Origin of the sequence: Legionella feeleii, from assembly GCF_001467625.1 — a bacterium.
GTDB classification, from domain to species: Bacteria; Pseudomonadota; Gammaproteobacteria; order Legionellales; family Legionellaceae; genus Tatlockia; species Tatlockia feeleii.
The window spans coordinates 66,408-82,835 of sequence record NZ_LNYB01000081.1; the positions used below are offsets into that span (position 1 = coordinate 66,408).

A 16,428-nucleotide genomic window follows, 5' to 3' on the forward strand; every position below is an offset into this window, starting at 1 on the left:
ACAAAATTCCGCGTCAACGCTGTACTTTCGTCTAACTTCTTAATCTAATCAACAAAATAGCTTAAAAAATGAAGAATACAAAGGCTGGATGCTCTCATCCCGCCAATAAGAATTGGGCCCCGCTTGCTGCAAAATCCAGATTACCCAGTTACTATTCATTAAAAACTCCGCAGTGGGCCAATTAACAAGGTTATCCAGCCATATCATGAGTTAAAGAATGGAGTTATCCCGCTCATGCCTTTTCTGATTTTAATTTTTTAAAAAGATTACCTATACTCCAATAACTAACCCCATTGGAGGAACTGTAATGGAATGCACATGCAACAAATGCGGAATGGGTGTAAAAGGCTTAACCTGCAGTAAATGCAATACGTCCCTGGTTAAGGATACAATTAACAAGGATAACCATAAAATACAGGTGGCAAAATGCCAGAAAGGATGTGGCATGATTAAATCACCTGTCTGCTGTGGCCAGGACATGACTTGCTCAAGCTAATAGCCAGATTGGACTCAAAGTCCAATCTGACTCATCGCGCAGGCGAATAAACTGATTGCAGCCAGGGTGGGCTACTATTTTTATGCTCTTTTTGCATACTCCACATCGATACAAACGCGCCTGCACATGCCTGGGATATCTCTTGCCTATATGAAAAATTCGCATCCCAGCCTTGTAAAATGCATTTTCGTTCTCTTGATTTACGCCATTCCCTCCACAAGGTAACCAATAATTTACCAAAATATTAACCATGAAAAGCATTGCTTTATTTGATACCATTATGTCTCAAATTCTTGACTTAACCAGAGAAGGCCAATGAGCAAATTTTTTGAACGTACCAAAAAACAATTAGTCGGCGATGTTGCTGTTGGTGCTATTGGCGGGGCAAAAAATGGTGTTTTTGGCAATCTCTTGTTAGCCGCCGGAAACCATATGGTTACTGTTGAATCACTCAGCACACTGGCTGGGGCATGTGCCCTTGGGGGAGCACTAACGATTATTCCAGCGATGATCGCCCACAACTGGTTATTTGCTAATAAGAATAGCGATACGTCTTTTCTTATGAAAATAGCAACCGTGGGCTTTAGAGGAGGCTTTGCTTTTATTTCAGGTTGTACCGGAGCAGCTGTTTTAGGATTGGCTATTATTCCTACCGGGCTAACTTCCCTAACAGCTTCGTTAACTTTTAGTTTACTTGTCTTGATGACTCGTATGATTGGTGAGGCGGCTGCTCCAGCACTCCAGTCCGACACAAACAAAAATGCAGCCATGAGCATTGCCTATTAACTATTTTTCTTTAATCAGGTACGCCTGTCCTGTTATAAAGAAGCCTTGCTAAATTTTTAACCACCAAAACGAGTAATCAAGGGTCACGAATCCTCTTTTTGTCCAGGGCAAAGATTATGGTCTTTCAGTGCTTTGACAATCGCATAATTAATGTCGCTTGAAACAAGTTGTTTTAAATCGACATTTTTAATGAAATACCACAAATCAATGACAACATATAAAATATTATGCGCAGGCGTTAATTCAAAGAGCACTATAGGCTGATGGGGAGGCTCCTGAATGACATTGGGATTGCTCTTGACCACCTCAAGTAAAAGTTGCTTGGCTAGCTCAAAATCACTGTTACTATCAAGAATAATCTGGCTATTCATGCGGCACATTTTATTGTTATGGTAGGTATAATTGGTAAAGGATTTATTAATCAGGCTTGAATTGGGAATAATGACATCAGCATGGGTTAAAGTCGTTATTTGTGTCGATAATAAACGTATTTTTTTTATGTAACCTTCCGTATCATCAATGATAACCAGATCACCCGGTGTAACTGGTTTACGCATTAGCAAAATGATGCCGCTGACAAAATCACTGACAAGATATTGTAAACCAAAACCCATTCCAATGGATAAGGCACCCGCAATGACGGCAAGGCTCATGAAATTAACCCCGGCCATCAACAGGGCTGATATGACAGCAATGACAAAAACAATATAAGTGATGAGCGTAGCAATAGTATCCTGGCGATATAATTCACCTTTAAATGCGCTACGGCGTGCTACATAAGTCGACAAGGCCCTACCCAACATAATAAGTATACAGAATAGAATGGCGCCTCTTACTATTCGTTTTGGCCAGATGGAAATATCAGCAATAGTAAAGCCATTAAAATAAAGTGCTTTACCCGTATCAATGTAATATTGGGAAACTCCCCATATTTTCATAAATATGAAGAGCATAAATAGAATGAAGCCCGCATTCAGAATCATTCTTATAGTGAATAGTTCAATGAGTTTCTTGTGGGGTTTTAACCCCATCCAGGCATGAATTTTTTGCGAAAGAGGTTGTTCAGGAGCACTTAATAAAAAATAGACCTTTCCAAATAGTTGGGTTACCTTCCAGGTGATCCATATCAACAAGATGCTGGCAAAGACATTGGGAAAAAAGTGAATAGCAAAATTAATATAGCCTAGCCAAGCCATAACAATAGTAAATAAGCTCATACCGGCTAATAAAATTTTAGCCAATTTAGCTTTAAGAGAAGAGATTGTTTTAAAAAAAGGAGGCCGGAAAATAAGCCATCCTAACCAACAGGCAGCCAGGCTAAGCAAGGTAATGAAAAGAGTGATGCGTAGCTCTAAAAGTTGAGGGGGAACCCATTGCCCGCGTATTAAAATGGCTCCTAGAGCCCCGCAAAGCAGTATAGTCATCAGAACAGTACATCGCTTTAGTAAAACAGCTCTTAGACTGTCCGTCATATAGCCTATATAATTTGCGCCTATAAGGAGAACGAATCTTAACAGGGCAATAGCAAGCAGATAGTAGAATAACGCATTGAATAATAAAATAATTCCTGGATAGGGTACCACTCCCGCCAAAACCCAATGAAAATATAAATTAGCTAGCAAGATAGGAAAAAGGAACGATAACGGCCATTGAAGGATGGGAGTTATCTCTTTGATAAAAAATGGTTTTTTAATATTGTTCTTGATAAAATTAATTCCAAATAAAACAAAAGCAATGCCTCCCAACAAGATACTAACCACTATGACAAGATGGGTACTATTCAACTGTTGAATGCCGCTATACTGGTAAAACGTTTGCTCATTGAGTGGGAGTGTGAAGAATTGGCTATCGATTTTCTCCCAAATCGGCGATGTTCTGGTTAGAAGGTTGGATAAGCGGGTTTTAGACATTCTGGCATTAATTTCATTAATTACCTCCTGAGCCCTATAATCAAAAAAAATACATTCTGCAGTTAGTTTTTCATTGAGACTTCTCTGGTTAATTAAATATTGATAGCGCGTATCTTTTTCTTCCTTTAAAACCGTCAATACGGAGTTATTTTTCAGCATCCCATCAATTTTTTGTAATTCTGCTTTTCCTTTTGATATGCACTGGTTGGCCTGCTCTTTGAGTACATTGATCGTTTTGACCGCCTCATACAGCTCACTATAATTCACCTTCGTTGCCAATTCGCGATTTATCTCTTCAAGCTGGTTAAGAGCCTGGGGGGCATTAAAACCGATGTTAGACTGAAATTGCGATTCGGCCGCCTTGGCAGCAGATAAAAGTAATAAAACAAAAAGCAGAATAAATACCGTTATTCTATATATTGGCATTGCTGCTTACTCCAACTCGCTTATAAGCTCGCGGGTTACAACAAAATCTGTGCCATTGCAAACACAGTGAAGCAAACCAGTACCTTTGGGTTGCTTTGCCAAGGCTCGTAATGACGACATTTACATTCCCTGTGACCACTTACACCCGCAGTTAAGATCTTATTGTAATAATAGCAGTTAGAAATATAGATAAAGCAAAAACTTAGGATTTGAAGGTTAATCGTTAGCAGAGAGAGATTGAAATATTAAAGGGCATACAAACAGGCAAAATACCGGCTAAACTGTTTTCTCGCATCATCCTCTTGAATAGAGAATAAAAACCCTCAAAAGGAGGGTTTTTAGTATAAAACTCTAGTTTTTACGCCTATCTTATAGACCAATACTCTTTGGTGGACAGATATAGGCATTACCCATATTGGTAACATTGGTTTGTGACATATGGCCGCTCATATTCCCATCAAATCCGCTCATGGAGCCGGTATTTCCAGCTCGATTACTAATGATTTGAATATAATTAGCTCCCAGCCGGCTTGCTTTATTCTTCAAATCGTTCATAGCACCTTCTTCGAGATTTTTATTGGACGTCCAATCGCCAGTAAAGAAATTACCTTGATTTCCTACCACCTGCCCTACATATTTACATCCTTTAGGTGCTGCATTAGGAGATGCGATGACCCGTGCTGCCTGAGGATCCAGCTTTATAGATGCACAAGCACACATTAGTACAGAAACCGCAATAATAGAGCTCATTTTTTTCATTTAGAACGCCCTCGCAAGGTTAAATATGGACGATTCTAAATTCAAATAAAATTCAAATCAACGTGTTCAACTGAAGATTATTCCGCCCGTATAATAATCAAGGCTCGGTTTTAATGCTAAAATAGAACGCTCTATTTTTACTGCATGTTTAGACCTCGTTCCGGTACCACTTCTTCATGACCTTTTATCGCGTTCAATTGGCTTTTCATGTTTTGGACTGTTCCAGCTGCCGTAAAAACCGGTTTATAATCAAGGGCAATACAAAGGCTATTAATCAACCCTTTAAAGCCGGAGGTAACGGGTACTTTGGTTTCCAGCTCTCTTGCAGCTACTAAATGCATTGCGGTCTTGCTTTGATGATTATTTATAATATCTTCGGGTGTAGTTGCCACCACGCCGGCTTCTGATGTTGAAAGGGTAGTTAAAGCAGTCAGAGTCGTTTTAATTTCCTTACTCAATGAATCGCACAGGTGATTTACAACCTCTTTCTCTGCAGACGAAAGGTTTGGATCGTTGTTGGCTTTTTCTTTATAAGCTTTAATTTCTTCTAATTGATTTAAATAATTATTAAGAACATCCGGTTTGACTTTATTAGTTTGAGCTAATGAAGCGAATACCTGGTTGGCATAGTGTTGTTCACTCTCCAGGATAGGTATCTCTTTTTCTGAGATAGTTCTTCCTGCATCGATCATGGTTTTATAGGATTCCGCTGTTTGTAAAATGGTATCTAAAAAACGTTTTTCTTTTGGATCATCGGTTGTAGCACGTTTAGCTTTTAAAATTGAAATAAGCTCTTTTAATTCCTCTCGTGTTGTATCTGCTGCAATCCCAAAGGAGGAAATTTCGTTTTTTTCATCTGCAAATTGATTAAATCGCTCCAATGTTTCATTAATTTGCTTTTTAGCACTAAGCCTGTTATTTAATTCTACATGGCTCTGTGCCATTTGCAGAGTATATTCTTTTTTCGGTATCGCTCCTCTACGCAATAAATTATCGAGATCCTCTTCAATGGAGAATTTCGTATCATTAATGATCTGCTCATTAACTTCTTGGACATCCTTAAGATTTTTAATGGTAGGTTGTATCAAGGCTTGAACATCTTGTTTGGCCAGTTTTCTTGCTGAAAAGGGCATAATCTCTCGTAAATGACGAACCGTTCATTTTTTACTATAGTTCACCCAACAATTAGTTGCGCAATATTTAATCAAAATTACACCCGATCATTTCCACCTCCTTTAAAAACCCCTCCACTGCTTCAATCCAGACCATATTCAGGCTACCATTAGCTAACCACATCTTAATTGAGACTCCCATGCGCCATTTAAGCGTGTTTGAAAATTTGCTATGCGGGATGGATGCAGCCTTACGCACCCTAATCCCTCCTGCACAGAGGATCAGCAAACGGAATACACCCGGTGCAGAACTTGCCATACCTCCATTGGCAGTAAATGAACAGCGTCATGTCGCGGGGTTAATGCGGGTTAACCATGCAGGCGAGGTCTGCGCTCAGGCATTGTATCAAGGCCAGGCGTTGACAGCGCAACTAGGGGAGATCAAAACCCAGATGGAGCAAGCAGCTGCAGAAGAAATTGACCACCTGGCCTGGTGTGAAGAGCGCCTGCATGAATTAAACAGTCAACCAAGTCTGTTAAATCCTTTGTGGTATTTTGGTTCCTTTATGATTGGTGCGTTGGCCGGCTTGGCTGGCGATCGCTGGAGCCTTGGTTTTGTAGCTGAAACCGAATTACAAGTCTCTGCTCATTTGCACAAACATTTGCAGAAATTGCCCGTTCAGGACACAAAGAGCAAAGCCATCCTGGCTCAGATGTATGAGGATGAAATGCACCATGCCGATGTTGCCAAAGAAGCCGGTGCGGCAGAATTGCCCTTTGTTATTAAAAAACTAATGCAGGGAGTATCTAAACTGATGACGCACTCCAGTTACCATATTTAATTATGAGTAATTTTCTTCTCATTCTTGCCGGCTTTGCTCTCGTTCTATTGAACGCTTTTTTTGTTGCCGCTGAATTCGGCATGGTAAAACTGCGCCACACACGAGTTGAGGCAATCAAAACGCAATATCCCTGGCGCGGCAATATTCTGGCAAAGGTGCATCAACAGCTCGACGCTTATTTGTCAGCTTGTCAGCTTGGTATAACCCTGGCCTCCCTGGGTTTAGGCTGGATCGGGGAGCCAGCTTTTACTCGTCTACTTTCGCCACTATTATTGAAATTAGGCCTTGTCCAACCTGCTTTGATTGAATTTATTAGTTTTGTCATCGCCTTTTCACTCTTATCTTTTCTTCATATTGTTGTCGGTGAATTAATGCCAAAATCACTGGCTATTCGCCAAAGCGAGCAAATTTCATTATGGACAGCCGCGCCCTTGTATTTTTTCTATTGGTTAATGTATCCCGTCATTTGGGTACTTAATTCCTGCTCCAATTTTCTTCTTAAACGCTTGGGATTGGACATTATCCATCCAGGTGAGCAATTTCATTCAAGTGAGGAAATCAAATTAATCTTGCGTTCCAGTCAAGTACACGGTGAATTGACCCAGCAAGAAAGCAGCATTCTGGCTCATACGCTGGAATTGGGTGATCTGCGTGCTATGGATGTTATGCGTCCTTATGATGACATGATTATGCTTGATAGCCACATTGCCAGTGACCAATTAATTGAAGTTCTAAATCGCTATCGCTACAGTCGCTATCCAGTCTATGATAGAGCAAAGAAACAAATTATTGGCATCCTTCATGTGAAAGACTTACAACCCCTATTACACGAAACACAAGCCAATAGAGAGCTGTCTTTAGAGGAATTAATAAGGCCTGTACCCAAAATTTCCTACCGACAACCTGCCTTGTCCTTATTACGCCAGTTTCAAGAGGGAATGCCTCATTTTGCTTTGGTTTATGGTCGCCAGGGGGCTATCGTGGGGTTTTTAACCTTGGATAATTTATTGCATCTGGTTATAGGTGTTATCCAGGATGAATTCCACAAAACTCATGATGCCTGGGTAAAACAGCGCGATGGCAGCATCATCGCACGCGGAGATTGTACCCTCCATGCCCTTGAGCGCGCCTTAAATCATGAATTAACATTAGGTATCGAAGAGGAAGAGGAGGAAGTTGCTACCGTAGCTGGTCTGATATTACACCAGGTAGGCTCGGTCCCAAAAGAAGGGGATACGGTTTCATTCCCTGACTTTCTTGCCATCATTGAGCGCATACAGGGAGCTCGTATTAAACAGGTAAGAATTATCCCTAAACACAGAGAGCAGGCCAATTAAGTTTAAGGACAAATCATGGCGTCTGGTAGTTCATTTATCTTGTTTGTTATTGTAATAGCCTTTCTCTTTGATTTTATTAATGGCTTTCACGATGCAGCAAATTCCATCGCCACCATAGTCACTACCGGCGTTTTGACACCGCGCCAAGCTGTTTTGTGGGCGGCTTTTTTTAATTTTATCGCTTTCTTAATTTTTAATTTAATGGTTGCAAAAACTATTGGTAGCGGTTTAATTGACACCACCATAGTAGATGCCTCTCTTATTTTAGCCGCGTTAGTAGGTGCGATTTTTTGGAACCTGGTAACCTGGTACTATGGCCTGCCATCTAGTTCTTCGCATGCCTTAATCGGTGGCCTTGCTGGCGCAGCACTTGCAAAAGCCGGTGTCAGTGCCCTAAAACTCGCTGGCTTTTTGAAGGTTGCTATTGGTATTTTTGTTTCTCCGGCAGCGGGATTACTAATTGGTTTTTTCCTTACTTATCTCTTTAGCCGTCTATCAAAGTATCAAAGTGAAGTAGCTCTTAATAGAATGTTCAAAGGGTTCCAGCTTGCTTCTTCAGCCCTGCTAAGTTTGACTCATGGTGGAAATGACGCGCAAAAAACCATGGGGATCATCGCCGTTTTGTTATTTTCTGCCTCCTGGCTTGGCGGTACTTTTTATGTCCCTTTTTGGGTTGTTATCTCTTGCCATCTGGTTATTAGTTTGGGGACTTTAGCAGGTGGCTGGCGTATTGTGCACACCATGGGCACAAAGATCACTGAACTTAACACCATGCGCGGTTGTGCAGCAGAAACAGGGGCGGCCATCATGATTTTTGCAGCCACTGAGTATGGTATTCCTGTTTCAACAACCCATACAGTCACTGGTTCAATAGCTGGTGTCGGACTAATTAATGGTGTTAATGGCACCTACTGGCCTGTTTTAAAGCGAATTTTTCTCTCCTGGTTATTGACTGTTCCAGCCGCCGGAATAGTAGCAGCGGGTCTTATGCTAACCCTTCGCTAGGTGAAAAAAATAACAAAAATTTCCTCTACTACATTGGCAAGTAAAAACAAATACAAAGAAGTAGCACAATAGGCGATAAATAATAACAAACCATCTTTTTCCGATAATCCTAATCCAAACAAAATAATTAAGAGCGCAAGCACAAAATTACTGAAAGGAATTGGTAACATTAAAAGCAAACCTAATCCCAGTAACATAATACCGTGTATTCGCTCCATCACTGGCGAAGAGAGAAACTGCCAACGCGGTTTTAATAAAAGCTCTATGCGTTTTAAATGAGGGGCAGTCCTATGAACAATATTGGCCAATTTCTCAGCCTCAATGCGTTGTCTTGCCAGTGCCACGGGTAACCATAAAGAAGGCCTTGCCATAATAATATGCACCGCAATAAAAATAATGGGCACGCTAAAAATAAAAGAGACGCCAGGAAGTGCTGAAATAGGTAAAGCACTTGGTAGAGCAAAAAGAATAATAATTAAACCGTAGGCCTGCTCACCCATGGCTTTAACCAGAGTATTATAAGTCAGTAGGCCTTCCTTGTGTGTCTTTACAAGACGCTGTAACAAATAAGAAATACTGGTACGTTTCTGTTTTCTCACAATAACCTACGTACTTTCCTTGTGATTGAGCACACTGTTAAAACGGCCGTAAAACCAATAAAGGCCTATGCCAATCACCATCCAGACAATAAAACGGAGCATGGTAAACCATGGCAAGTTAATCATTAGGTAAGCGCAACTGATCACACCCAGAACAGGGATTAAGGGCATAAAAGGTGTTTTAAATGGTCGAGGTAAATCGGGATGCGTATAACGTAAAATAATTACTCCGATACAAACTGTGATAAAGGCAAAAAGAGTCCCTATATTGACTAACTCAGCCAAATCAGCAATAGGTACAAAGGCAGCCAGAATGGCCATCAACGTTCCACAGGAGGCAATAATACGTATTGGTGTTTTAGTATGAGGATTAATCGAAGCAAAAAATCGTGGCAACAGCCCATCGCGTGCCATCGCCAAAAACACGCGGCTAAGACCATAAAATAGTACCAGCATTACGGTGGTCAGCCCCGCTATAGCGCCAACACCAACTAATGCAGCAGCTATTTTATGTCCCAGCATCAATAAAACATAACTGATGGGAGAAGAAACATTGAGTGTGCTGTAATGAGCCATCCCTGTTAACAACCCGGAAACAATAATGTATAAAACAGTACAAATAGACAGAGAGCCTATAATACCTACAGGCAGATCCCTTTGTGGGTTTATAGCCTCTTCTGCCGCAGTGGATACGGCATCAAAACCAATATAGGCAAAGAAAATCAGGGAAGCCCCCTCAATCACGCCACGCCAACCGAAAGGCATAAAAGGCTTCCAATTATTCGGATTAATATCAATCAGTGCTATCCCGATAAAAAGGAAAATAACCAGTAGTTTCACCAGAACCATTAAATTATTAAACCGGGAGCTTGTTTTTACTCCATAAACCAATAAGGCAGACAAAATCAAAATAATAGTAAAAGCCGATAAGTTAAATATTCCACCATCGGCAGGACCATGAATGAAATAGGGAGGTAAATTAATTTTTAATGCTCGTAAAAAATCATTGAAATAGCCGCTCCAGCCAACTGAAACGGCAGAAACAGAGATAGCATATTCCAGCAATAAATCCCAACCGACAACCCAGGCAATACATTCACCAAAACCAGCATAAGCATAGCCATAAGCACTGCCACAACCGCCAATGGCTGCTGCTAATTCAGCATAAGAAAGAGCGGCAAAGGCACAGGCAAACCCTGCTACAACATAGGATAAAATGATAGCCGGGCCCGCTTGCGTTGCGGCAACAATACCGGTTAACACAAAAATTCCCGCGCCGATAATAGCACCAACGCCCAGGAAAACCAAATCAAAAGCTGACAAGCACTGAGCCAAATGCGAATCAGTATCGACCGAATCATGAATACCTTTTTTGCGAAACAAGTCCATGTTAGTATGCTCTCGACTAGGTGACGTTATAAATCGTATTAGGCTATAGCCCGTCATCAATGATGTCTGAATCACTTTAGCATTAAACCAAGTGGTGTAGAAACCCCGGACATATTGAAAACCCAGATGAAAACAATTTTTATTGGCCTGTTACTCTTGATGATGACGACTATTGTCAGGGCAGAAAATGACGCAACGTGTTCTACCTGGCATGCGTGGTTTAAGCCTGTCTGTATCAGTCAACGCTTAAAGCAAATATGGACAGAAGGCAGTAATGAACTATACCTTACCGGCTATGCCTGGCATAACCGTTATACCTATCCACCTGAAAAGATTAAAACTTATAATGAGCTTGCCTGGGGCGGTGGTTTAGGTAAGGGCCTGTATGATGAAAATGGTGATTGGCATGGACTCTATGCCTTCGCTTTTCTTGATTCGCATAAAAATGTCGAGCCAGTCGCTGGCTATGCTTTTCTTAAAGTTGCGCATTTAAGTGACAACATGCGAGTTGGTGCAGGGGTTGCCGCCCTGGTTACGGCGCGTCCGGATCTTAATAAGGGTATCCCCTTTCCAGGAGTTCTCCCCTGGCTATCATTTAATTACCGTCAAGCAACCCTCTCCGCCACCTACATTCCTGGCTTGTCAAAACGTAATGGAAATGTCCTGTTTTTATTAGGGAAATGGACCTTTGATTTAATGTAATTTCGAGACGTCTACTGATCTTGCAAATTATTCTTGCCAGAAAGAATCGCGCTTGCTAGTCTGGCGATTCTAATCCACATATGCCAAGGAGATTATTACATGACGTTAAAATCCCTTTTGATCGCTTTCGTTAGTGCATTGGTAATTTCTGGCTCTTCGTTCGCGTTCAACCATCCTTCCAGTTGCCCGGATGCCAATTTAATAAAAAGCACCAAGATGGCACTGGCTCAAACATTATTACGTGATATGTACCTAACTTATAACCTTAGCAAATACGGCACTCAAAATTCCTGGCTTTTTACAATGGGGCCTATCCCTGCTGAATCCGCAGAAAAAGCGGTCGCTGAAGGGAATAAGCGATTGGTCAATCTCTCTGGAAATCCTGTACCACAACAGGATGAAGAAGAGATCTGGGCCTGTGTTTATAACATGAGAGATGATCACACGCTTGCGGTGGCTTTCCAGTCTGATTCCATGCTGTCTCCACTCAAAGTAAAACATCTCCTCAATACTAAACATTAATGAACACGGAAGCTTTGCTTCCGTCTATTCACGGTAATGACTATGCCACGATGCGCCTGGTGCACTAAAGATCCCCTCTATATCTCATACCATGATGAGGAGTGGGGGGTTCCTGTCAGAAAACGGGAAAAACTCTTTGAAATGGTTCTTTTGGAAGGCATGCAGGCAGGCCTAAGCTGGTTTACTATTCTCAAAAAAAGGGAAGCCATGCGCAAAGCGTTCTTGGATTTTTCACCAGAAAAACTGGCTATCCTGACCGACAAAGAGCTGGAATTGTTACTCAACAGTGAAGGTATTATACGTAATAAATTAAAAATTAAGGCGGTACGTACTAATGCCATCAGTTTTTTACGCGTAGAGGCGCGAGAAAACATTGTTGATTATTTCTGGCAATTTACCGAGGGACAAATTATTCAAAACAGCCGGGAAAGTCTGACTGATGTTCCAGCAATTACTCCGGCTTCGATTGCAATGGCCAAACAATTAAAGAAAGATGGTTTTGCTTTTATGGGCCCAACCACCTGCTATGCTTTCATGCAATCTGTGGGCATGGTAAACGATCATGTCAAATCCTGCTTCCGTTGGCAGCAACTGCAATCATAATTGGAAACCAGGTATACCAGGTATATTGTCTTCTTAATCTCAGTACTTTATTCCAATACTGAAATCCTTCTTATCGTTGTTAAGCAGTTCCTGCTTAAACCGCAACAACTTAACAAAATTTAATAGTCACAAGCTTTTTACACAAACAGCTACTCGGCTATTCAACATCAGCTACACCGAACTTAACCCCTTTCTTTCCCTTGTTTGATCTAGGGTTTTTCAACGCTTTTTCCTATTTTTTACCCCGATTTCAGGAGCTGTCTATGGTGGCGAAATAGAATTATTTATGAACAAGTTGTTCATAAATTAAGGAGTCCATCATGTTTACTAAAACAGACAGCCAACCTCAAGGCCCAGAAACAGACATCGTTAATCTACCTACAAAATCATCCAGCTTTGGTTACACGATGTCCATAGATCTTGCCCCACTTAATCAATTTAAGAAATTTTGGCAGCATAATGCGAATACGAATAAAAGCGGGATTTGGCAATGCCTGGCTAATAACTATATCAATCGACCCTATCTTGATATCCCCTCCGTAATAGCAAAATACTCTTATAATTTACAGCATGACAATTATACCGTTTATCACCGCAATCATGATGTCACCCATGCCGTTAGACAACGACATTATGCAAAAAATTATCTGGAAATTATTGCTAAATACGGCAAAGACGAATTCAGTACTCTAGCCAAAGCAATAATAAATGATGCTGAGGTAAAAACCTGCTTAGAATTAGCCATCTTTTTATGTCGCAGTGGCCGAACCAATGAGCAATCAGGCAGAGATGATCCAAATAACGCCAAACGTTCTTCAGAATTATTTACCGAGGTTGCAACCAGACTAGGATTTGACAAGGGGTTGATTGAATTTCTCGCTTTCTCAATCGCCACTCATAAACCGGATTTTGCTAAGTATAAGGATTTGGTTAGCAAACTTCCCGGTAACGATAAAGAAAAGCTGGCGAAATTATTATATAGAATTATAGACTTAAGTCATCATACGGATCTGGTACGTTGCAAGACGGGCGGCCCCGATCAACCCGTACGCAAGGATATTGAACATGAACTGAGCGAGCTTTTAGCAGAAAACAAAGTGAATGTTCCCAACGCCGTGTCAAATCTGCTTACTTATGCTATCCAAGCCTGCAAAACGACTGGTACCTGTGTTAAATATCAGGAATTTGGCAGAGAAAATACAGACTATGATGCACAGTTAAAAGTCTTGCATACCAAAGATGTTCTATGGTCAATGGGTGAGTTACAAAAAGTAGAACTTGATATAGAACAAGAAATTCATAATGGTAAATATGGCGCATTTCAAGAACTGATTAAGAAGGTCACCAATACTAAAAAATTAGATTTAACTAATTGGAGAATTGATACTAAGGAATTAAATACTCTCCTTAAAATTATTGAGCAACACGAATTAACAAGCGCCTTCCTCGTAGGTTTAAAACCAAGTGCTCATCAACAGACATTAGTTACCGCGTTACAAAATAAAAGTAAAAATCAAAATACGCCGATCCTTATCAAATATGCGCAAGCATTGGGTGAAAATGCCGTCAATAACTTTGATCAGCAATTTCAGCAACAAGCTCGTGAGCGCCTTAAAGTCTCTATGGCTTTTGAGCCTTCACGCCTTGCTCGTGCCAAAGATAACGGGATAAGCGCTTATTTTTCTCAAATGATAAAAGAAGCGAAAGGTGATGTACCTGCTTTTGGTGGCGATCAATTTGCAACCCATGTTACCGGCGTTACCAAATTAGCTAACGATGAAATCGAACAAAAATATGCAGCAGTCAAAAAAGATATAAAACTTCAGAAACCCCTGCCTCAAAACTATCTTGCGCAAATGCAAACGATTGAGATACCTGATATTCAATTAGAGGACGGTGAAATGTTACTTTACCATGGTACTGGTGCGGATATTGCCCACCTTATCATGACAAATGGTTTTGATGAAAATCGTTGCCGCCGTGTTACTGGCAATGGCTATGGTCCTTTGGGAAAAGGAATTTACTTTACCTCCGAGCTTTCAAAAGCAGCCACCTTTTCCCGTTGCAGTCAATGCAATATGACTGAGCAATGTTCCTGTTACGATAAAGAAACCATGCAGCCTGCGGAACGTGTTGTTTTACTAAATCGTGTATACGTAGGTAATGCTGAAATTTTATCGGCAAAAAACGACCTCATTAAAGAGAGAGAAAAACCAGCTGATTCTTTTGACTCCTGCATTGCCTTATCACAAGAACTTGATCCTAAATCAGATTATCGCTCCACTGAAATTTGTGTTCCTAAAGGTGCGCAAATCATTCCACTCTATGAGATTCGCTTCACCTTCACCCCTAATTATTTGTTGTCAGCTAATTGGGATAAGGCTCTGGCTAATAACGGTTTGGCAAATGTTCCTTCTGATTCATTCCAAACATTACTTAAAAATCATCGCGCGTTGTTAGCTAAGGTAAATGAATTAATAGATAGCGATGCTTCAAATATTAACGCCCAGATAGACCAGCTTCAAAAACTGGGCAATAAGATCATTTATCACCTAACTGAAATGAGAAATCAGCTTGGGCAAATACAACATCCTGATATTCAACAAGAACAGAGTCTAAAACAGCTAACCATTCAACTTAGAGATATGAATACCCTACAAACACAACTTACTGACTATCTAAAGCAAAATATTGCTGAACAAAAAGATAAGCAACTCCAAGAGCAAGAGCAGAAGCCAGTTATATCCAGTTATGCATCATTTTTTACCCCCAAATATGTCTTAAAACAAAAAATAACAACTTTAAATGATGATGCACTTAACAGAGACACCTTCATTTCAGGCCTGATTAAGAGCCTTGACATAGCGCTTGAATATAATCAAAAGAAAAACCATTCTAGTCGCTTCGCGCTCAGCATGTTCTCTTCAAACCCCCCACATCGAACTCGCTTAACGCAAGAAATGATTAGGTTGCGTGAGTCATTAAATAAGTTGGATAAGAACGATTTAGTACAAGCAAACAAACTGTTATCCGAAGCGCTCGATGACTTGACGCAAGCCGCCGACAATCATAACAACCTTAGTGCTATCAAAACCTCAACTGCTTATAAAAATCTTCTTCAACATCAACAAAAATTACAACAACTCATGCTTAATGAAACTGTTGAGTTGGCAGATCTGCAATCTGCAGCCAATAATCATTCCGTTGACAATGGGAATGAATTGGCTTTTAAGATGGAATAACCGTAATAAATGGCTCTTCGTTGTGAAAGCAATGAAGAGCTGATTTCTTTAGACAAACACTCTCAATCTCTTACCCCACACCATTAAATATTAAATTTGTGACTATAATTTGAAAAGTTAGGGGCTGTTTATATTTCGCTAGTTTGAATGCCTCGCAAGAGAGCATAAATGCTAGTATGTAAGCAGCGAAACGCAGAAAACCAAGCCATAAGCACCAAGATAATAGATATGTAAACAGGCTCTATTGTAGCTATCAAGGATGGGAGAGGCTGCGATGAAAATCAAGATACTTTATGTATTAGTAGCACTGATTGCATTCAGCACATCAAGCTTTGCCCAGAAAGTTATCATTCATGGTTTTCCTGTCCAACTTCATGCCAATGGCAATTACTACGATTTCCCTGACTACTATTTCTATGATCGTCCCGAGAGTAACTATCACTTTGTCATTTTAAACGGGGTAAAGCGCGTTTGTTATTTGTCTATAAAGAAAGAGTTTGCTGCACTTGATAGAGTGCGCATCCTTCTTGAAATTAAAGAGCAAACCTTACCCTGGAATTGCTATGCCTTTAATCCGCAATTTTTTGAAGTAGATTATTGAGGAAAACTCTAGGCTCAATCACCATTTAAATTGAATACAATAAAAAAATCCGTAAACTGTTATTTTTCACAATTTCAAGGGAATAGTAGTCAAATGC

At 40.5% G+C, this 16,428-nt stretch carries 15 protein-coding genes; 9 read left to right on the forward strand and 6 right to left on the reverse strand.

Going from position 1 to position 16,428, the window contains the following annotated elements:
- Nucleotides 1-270: 270 nt before the first annotated feature.
- Entirely contained in the window at nt 271-480 is a 210-nt protein-coding gene (locus tag Lfee_RS17405; RefSeq protein ID WP_058446448.1) for a hypothetical protein, read from the reverse strand.
- 331 nt (nt 481-811) lie between these two features.
- On the opposite strand from Lfee_RS17405, the gene Lfee_RS10170 reads away from it, so the two are divergent.
- Nucleotides 812-1,282: a hypothetical protein gene (locus tag Lfee_RS10170; protein ID WP_058446452.1), complete on the forward strand. Its 471-nt coding sequence runs from the start codon at nt 812-814 to the stop codon at nt 1,280-1,282.
- A gap of 83 nt (nt 1,283-1,365) precedes the next feature.
- Here Lfee_RS10170 and Lfee_RS10175 read toward each other — a convergent pair whose 3' ends face one another.
- From Lfee_RS10175 to Lfee_RS10185, 3 genes are all read right to left on the reverse strand, one after another.
- Nucleotides 1,366-3,618, reverse strand: coding sequence for a mechanosensitive ion channel domain-containing protein (locus tag Lfee_RS10175; protein WP_058446454.1), 2,253 nt, complete (start codon nt 3,616-3,618; stop codon nt 1,366-1,368).
- 369 nt (nt 3,619-3,987) lie between these two features.
- Nucleotides 3,988-4,377 (reverse strand): DUF4156 domain-containing protein, encoded by a 390-nt coding sequence (locus Lfee_RS10180; RefSeq protein ID WP_058446456.1) that lies wholly within the window; start codon nt 4,375-4,377, stop codon nt 3,988-3,990.
- A 137-nt stretch (nt 4,378-4,514) separates the two neighbouring features.
- Entirely contained in the window at nt 4,515-5,510 is a 996-nt protein-coding gene (locus Lfee_RS10185) for a hypothetical protein (protein ID WP_058446458.1), read from the reverse strand.
- Nucleotides 5,511-5,689: 179 nt separating this feature from the next.
- Between Lfee_RS10185 and coq7 the strand changes: the two genes are divergently transcribed.
- The 3 genes from coq7 to Lfee_RS10200 are packed head-to-tail and all read left to right on the forward strand — an operon-like array spanning nt 5,690 to nt 8,673.
- Nucleotides 5,690-6,331 (forward strand): 2-polyprenyl-3-methyl-6-methoxy-1,4-benzoquinone monooxygenase, encoded by a 642-nt coding sequence (coq7, locus tag Lfee_RS10190; protein WP_058446460.1) that lies wholly within the window; start codon nt 5,690-5,692, stop codon nt 6,329-6,331.
- A 2-nt stretch (nt 6,332-6,333) separates the two neighbouring features.
- Nucleotides 6,334-7,668 carry a hemolysin family protein gene (locus Lfee_RS10195; RefSeq protein WP_058446462.1) on the forward strand — a complete coding sequence of 445 codons (1,335 nt, stop codon included), beginning with the start codon at nt 6,334-6,336 and terminating at the stop codon, nt 7,666-7,668.
- A gap of 15 nt (nt 7,669-7,683) precedes the next feature.
- A complete protein-coding gene (locus tag Lfee_RS10200) occupies nt 7,684-8,673 on the forward strand; it encodes an inorganic phosphate transporter (protein WP_058446464.1) in 990 nt (329 codons plus the stop codon).
- Here Lfee_RS10200 and Lfee_RS10205 read toward each other — a convergent pair.
- Together Lfee_RS10205 and Lfee_RS10210 are read right to left on the reverse strand one after the other, a co-directional pair.
- On the reverse strand, nt 8,670-9,272 hold the full coding sequence (locus Lfee_RS10205; RefSeq protein ID WP_058446466.1) for an exopolysaccharide biosynthesis protein: 603 nt from the start codon (nt 9,270-9,272) through the stop codon (nt 8,670-8,672). The two genes, Lfee_RS10200 and Lfee_RS10205, sit on opposite strands and share 4 nt — an antisense overlap.
- A 6-nt stretch (nt 9,273-9,278) precedes the next feature.
- On the reverse strand, nt 9,279-10,661 hold the full coding sequence (locus tag Lfee_RS10210; protein ID WP_058446468.1) for an amino acid permease: 1,383 nt from the start codon (nt 10,659-10,661) through the stop codon (nt 9,279-9,281).
- 126 nt (nt 10,662-10,787) lie between these two features.
- On the opposite strand from Lfee_RS10210, the gene pagP reads away from it, so the two are divergent.
- The 5 genes from pagP (at nt 10,788) to Lfee_RS10235 (ending at nt 16,331) form a co-directional block, all read left to right on the forward strand.
- Nucleotides 10,788-11,363, forward strand: coding sequence for a lipid IV(A) palmitoyltransferase PagP (gene pagP, locus Lfee_RS10215; protein WP_058446470.1), 576 nt, complete (start codon nt 10,788-10,790; stop codon nt 11,361-11,363).
- A 99-nt stretch (nt 11,364-11,462) separates the two neighbouring features.
- Nucleotides 11,463-11,885, forward strand: a complete 423-nt coding sequence (locus Lfee_RS10220; protein WP_058446472.1) for a DUF4949 domain-containing protein — start codon at nt 11,463-11,465, stop codon at nt 11,883-11,885.
- A gap of 42 nt (nt 11,886-11,927) precedes the next feature.
- Nucleotides 11,928-12,488: a DNA-3-methyladenine glycosylase I gene (locus tag Lfee_RS10225; protein ID WP_238584915.1), complete on the forward strand. Its 561-nt coding sequence runs from the start codon at nt 11,928-11,930 to the stop codon at nt 12,486-12,488.
- A 320-nt stretch (nt 12,489-12,808) separates the two neighbouring features.
- Nucleotides 12,809-15,730, forward strand: a complete 2,922-nt coding sequence (locus Lfee_RS10230; RefSeq protein ID WP_058446476.1) for a SidE phosphodiesterase domain-containing protein — start codon at nt 12,809-12,811, stop codon at nt 15,728-15,730.
- A gap of 274 nt (nt 15,731-16,004) precedes the next feature.
- A complete protein-coding gene (locus tag Lfee_RS10235; protein ID WP_058446478.1) occupies nt 16,005-16,331 on the forward strand; it encodes a hypothetical protein in 327 nt (108 codons plus the stop codon).
- Nucleotides 16,332-16,428: the final 97 nt, after the last annotated feature.

What these genes read in the sequence shown, in the direction of transcription:
- Lfee_RS10230 (WP_058446476.1), top strand. Translation starts at nt 12,809, where the DNA reads ATGTTTACTAAAACAGACAGCCAACCTCAAGGCCCAGAAACAGACATC.
- Lfee_RS10195 (WP_058446462.1), top strand. Translation starts at nt 6,334, where the DNA reads ATGAGTAATTTTCTTCTCATTCTTGCCGGCTTTGCTCTCGTTCTATTG.
- Lfee_RS10170 (WP_058446452.1), top strand. Translation starts at nt 812, where the DNA reads ATGAGCAAATTTTTTGAACGTACCAAAAAACAATTAGTCGGCGATGTT.
- Lfee_RS10225 (WP_238584915.1), top strand. Translation starts at nt 11,928, where the DNA reads ATGCCACGATGCGCCTGGTGCACTAAAGATCCCCTCTATATCTCATAC.
- Lfee_RS10185 (WP_058446458.1), bottom strand. Translation starts at nt 5,510, where the DNA reads ATGCCCTTTTCAGCAAGAAAACTGGCCAAACAAGATGTTCAAGCCTTG.
- coq7 (WP_058446460.1), top strand. Translation starts at nt 5,690, where the DNA reads ATGCGCCATTTAAGCGTGTTTGAAAATTTGCTATGCGGGATGGATGCA.
- Lfee_RS10200 (WP_058446464.1), top strand. Translation starts at nt 7,684, where the DNA reads ATGGCGTCTGGTAGTTCATTTATCTTGTTTGTTATTGTAATAGCCTTT.
- Lfee_RS10175 (WP_058446454.1), bottom strand. Translation starts at nt 3,618, where the DNA reads ATGCCAATATATAGAATAACGGTATTTATTCTGCTTTTTGTTTTATTA.
- pagP (WP_058446470.1), top strand. Translation starts at nt 10,788, where the DNA reads ATGAAAACAATTTTTATTGGCCTGTTACTCTTGATGATGACGACTATT.
- Lfee_RS10235 (WP_058446478.1), top strand. Translation starts at nt 16,005, where the DNA reads ATGAAAATCAAGATACTTTATGTATTAGTAGCACTGATTGCATTCAGC.
- Lfee_RS17405 (WP_058446448.1), bottom strand. Translation starts at nt 480, where the DNA reads ATGTCCTGGCCACAGCAGACAGGTGATTTAATCATGCCACATCCTTTC.
- Lfee_RS10210 (WP_058446468.1), bottom strand. Translation starts at nt 10,661, where the DNA reads ATGGACTTGTTTCGCAAAAAAGGTATTCATGATTCGGTCGATACTGAT.
- Lfee_RS10180 (WP_058446456.1), bottom strand. Translation starts at nt 4,377, where the DNA reads ATGAAAAAAATGAGCTCTATTATTGCGGTTTCTGTACTAATGTGTGCT.
- Lfee_RS10220 (WP_058446472.1), top strand. Translation starts at nt 11,463, where the DNA reads ATGACGTTAAAATCCCTTTTGATCGCTTTCGTTAGTGCATTGGTAATT.